Here is a 3,552-nt window from a genome sequence, read left to right on the forward strand (position 1 = left end):
CACCACCTTTTAGACTTTATGCTCGATGAGGCCATCCCTGTTACTCGCGTTAATTCTTCTTGATTTTGGATGGGGAGCTACAGGGCAAAAGCGTTTTGTATTCTGTATTCCTTGCTACATTCTGAATTTGGAATTGCTGGGCTATTTTCCATCACCGCGCTGGTTTGTCCAGAAACGCTAAACTGTAAAGCTTCCCGATAGACTCGCCCCGCCGGATGATCAATAATATTCGCCGCCCCACCGGAGGCAATCACTGCCCCTTGAGCGCATTGTAGAGCCAAATTAATCGCCCGACCGCGCCAGTGCAATTTCTCGGCAAAACTGGCCTGGTGGGAATTTAACATTTTTTCTTGACAGGACAGTAGGGCTTTTTCTAGCTGTTGATGGGCATTTTTTAGGCTTTCTAGCCCTTTTTGTCGATAAACCGCAAAAATAACATCTAAGCCCGCCCAAGCACAGCCAAGGGCATGAAAACCATGATGGAGAACATTTTTTTGATCGCTGGCCTCGATCGCCGCCGCCGGTTGTAAACTAACAATAAAATCCCTTGACAAAAAGTAGTCTTGTATGGTAATGCTCACCGTATTAGTCCCACTCATCGATAATAATGTCATGGGGGGACTGCATTGCAGACCGGGGAGAGCCTGCAGCGGTAAAAGACCGTACAGCGATCGCCCGTCTGGGAGGGTCGCCCCGATGATAAAATCTTCAAAAAAGCCCCATCCCGTCACCCAGGGGACCTGTCCACAGAGTTGATAGCCGCCGGCCACGGGAAACGCTTTCATCATCGGTTCCCCCGGACGACGTAGTTGCGAAAACCCCACCCCCACTAGCTTTTCGCCCCGGGCCATTTTGGGGAGATAAAGCTTTTTCAGGTCTTGGTTACTGCTGGTGGCTAATTGATTAGCGGCGCTTTGGTGTTGGGTTTGCAGAAAAGTTAAAGCGCCGGAATAACGAGCGCCGAGGATTTGGAATTGTTGATAGGTGCGTTCCTCCCATCCCGCCCCCCCCCATTCTTTGGGAACACGCAAAGCTAACAAACAGCGCTCGCCCATACCCTGTAAAGCTGATTGTAGGGCGATCGGGTCGCGATCGATCCGGGCCGCTTGCGGGGCGATCCTATTCTGAAAATAATCCCTAGCCATCTCCAGTAAACCATCCCTCATAGCTGACTAGCACAGTAAACCGCCCCCATTAGTCCCACTTGGGCATTAAGGACGATATGAACGGGAATATTGCTTAATAGCTCCGTCATCCGACCTTTAGCGCGAAAAGCCTTCATAAAGCTACCCTCGGTCATTAGAGGAAGATTTTTGGCAGCAATCCCTCCCGCTATGTATAATCCTCCGTAGGGAAGCAACTTGAGGGCTAAATTGCCCGCTTCCGCACCGTAGGCCTCGACAAAGATTTTCATGGTTTGATAACAAAGATGATCCGAGTTATCTTGGGCAAAACTGGCAATTTTAGCCGCTAAATCGACGGTTTTTTGCGGTTTACCCATTTCTTCTAACCAAGCGCGGTAAATTTCCGCCATGGCCGGCGAGGACTGACTATAGTTACTATCGTGGAGAAATCGATAGATAGAAGTGATTCCAGGGCCGGAAACCACTCGCTCCACCGAAATGCGCTCGATATTATAGAGTTCCAAGAGATAATTTAATAGTTGATATTCTAAACTCGATCGAGGGGCAAAATCGGCGTGGGAACCCTCACTAGCAAACACCTGATATTTACCCTTCGACACAGGAATCAAAAAACCCTCTCCTAACCCCGTTCCTGCACCAATAACCGCAATCGGGGCCTCTGGTACTGCCGGGGCCGCCTGTAGATTGTGCAGCTCCTCTGGGGCTAATCCTAACACCCCATAACCGATCGCCGCAAAATCATTAATTAATTTTACCCGCTCAATCTGCAGCTCCTGGCTTAGGCGATCGCCAGTTAGGGACCAACTTAAATTAGTCAATTCGGAACTATTGTTAACCACTGGACCTGCAATACCGAAACAAGCTTTTGCCACTGGGGGAATAGTGGTTTGTCGGGCCAAAAACTGCCGGACGATCGGCACCAGATCGGGGTATTGTTCACTAGGATAGATTTCTTGATCGAGAGTAATTAGCCGGGGTTGGGGACTATCCGATGAGTTTTGGCAATCCACTAAACGCAGGATTGTTTTAGTTCCCCCGATATCTCCCCCTAAAAGAATCGTCATGCTGGTTTTTCCCTGAGTTTGTCCCCATAATTATAGTTTTTTTTACCGCTTCTCCCCAGCAAATTTAAGGGCAGTCAATTCTATACTATAGTGAAAGATGGCAATGCCTAAGCCCTAATTAAGGATTGATTAATCATCGCTCCGGGGTTGGAATGGGGATTTGCTAGAGGACAGAAAGGGGACTTAAAGACATTTTAGGTCTAACTGTAGCCTCAAGGCGATCGATAGGGCGGCAAAACCTATCACTGTCCCCATAACTTTTAAGATAGACCAGAGAGGGAGAAATTAGCTTGGGTGTAGAACTTCGCAGTTACGTTTATCTTGACAATTTACAGCTTCAACACGCCGCTTACATCGGTACAGTCGCCCAAGGATTTTTACCCTTACCCGGGGATTCTTCCCTCTGGATTGAAATTTCCCCCGGCATCGAGATTAATCGCATCACCGATATTGCCCTCAAATCCGCCGTGGTTCGTCCGGGGGTTCTATTCGTAGAACGACTCTATGGACTCTTAGAACTCCATTCTAGCAGTCAGGGAGAGGTCAGGGCGGCCGGTCAGGCAATTTTGCAGTATTTAGGCGTTAGTCAGCGCGATTGTCTGAAACCGCAAATTGTTTCTAGCCAAATTATTCGCAACATTGACGCTTACCAAGCCCAATTAATTAACCGTAGTTCTCGGGGTATGATGTTAATGGCGGGACAGACTTTGTACGTTTTAGAAGTGCAACCGGCTGCCTACGCTTCCCTAGCCGCTAATCAGGCCGAAAAAGCTGCTTTAATTAATATCCTACACGTTACTTCCGTGGGCAGTTTTGGCCGCCTATATTTAGGGGGAGAAGAACGAGATATTATCGCCGGTTCCCGAGCGGCAGTTTCAGCGTTAGAAAATATTCAAGGTCGAGTTTTTCCCGGTAGCGACAAAAAAGAATAAGCTAATGAAGGCAAAAGGCAGAAGGTAAGGGTGCATCTCATTTTTGTCAATCTACCAATTGGGATTTTTACTTGGAAACTCTCGGCTAAAATTGGGCATTACTTCCGATTTTATCACTCAATCCAAGCTTTTGGGGGGTTCTACCCCCCAAACCCCTAGGGCTGTTTCATTCTCCCATCAGAATATCAAAAGTAAAAGCGATCACTGTCTTGGTAAAATGAGAAGTGACCGCCAACTTTTTAAATATATGTTGAGCTTAATAGAAAAACTGAAACAAGTCAAGGACTTTCGGAAAGATAAAGGAAAAAGACCCCCTTTATGGATAGTATTAGTAGTAATAATACTGGGAACAATGCTAGGATACTCAGGTTAGAGAGAGCTAGGAGAGTTTGCTAAAAATAATCGGCACAG

General features: G+C 47.3%; 3 protein-coding genes and 1 pseudogene. 2 read left to right on the top strand and 2 right to left on the bottom strand.

All coding sequences use genetic code 11. From position 1 onward, the window contains the following. Window positions 1–77: 77 nt before the first annotated feature. Together PX482_RS21670 and PX482_RS21675 are read right to left on the bottom strand one after the other, a co-directional pair. The gene (locus tag PX482_RS21670) at window positions 78–1,166 is read right to left on the bottom strand and encodes an acyl-CoA dehydrogenase family protein (RefSeq protein ID WP_288094210.1); all 1,089 of its coding nucleotides are present in this window, start codon (window positions 1,164–1,166) and stop codon (window positions 78–80) included. Then, window positions 1,163–2,209 carry a glucokinase gene (locus PX482_RS21675; RefSeq protein ID WP_288123002.1) on the bottom strand — a complete coding sequence of 349 codons (1,047 nt, stop codon included), beginning with the start codon at window positions 2,207–2,209 and terminating at the stop codon, window positions 1,163–1,165. Before PX482_RS21675 ends, PX482_RS21670 begins: the two co-directional genes overlap by 4 nt. Before the next feature lie 290 nt (window positions 2,210–2,499). Here PX482_RS21675 and ccmP point away from each other — a divergent pair, with 290 nt between their 5' ends. Further along, complete coding sequence (ccmP, locus tag PX482_RS21680) at window positions 2,500–3,141, top strand: beta-carboxysome protein CcmP (protein ID WP_004266786.1); 642 nt, start codon at window positions 2,500–2,502, stop codon at window positions 3,139–3,141. Between the two features lie 247 nt (window positions 3,142–3,388). Then, a pseudogene (locus PX482_RS21685) lies at window positions 3,389–3,511 on the top strand (transposase family protein); the annotation flags it as partial. Window positions 3,512–3,552 lie beyond the last annotated feature (41 nt).

It is taken from the genome of Microcystis sp. M53602_WE12 (genome assembly GCF_030065455.1).
Lineage (GTDB): Bacteria > Cyanobacteriota > Cyanobacteriia > Cyanobacteriales > Microcystaceae > Microcystis > Microcystis aeruginosa.

Excerpts from the sequence above, each read along its gene's own strand:
- PX482_RS21670 (WP_288094210.1), bottom strand. The coding sequence starts at position 1,166 with ATGAGGGATGGTTTACTGGAGATGGCTAGGGATTATTTTCAGAATAGG.
- PX482_RS21675 (WP_288123002.1), bottom strand. The coding sequence starts at position 2,209 with ATGACGATTCTTTTAGGGGGAGATATCGGGGGAACTAAAACAATCCTG.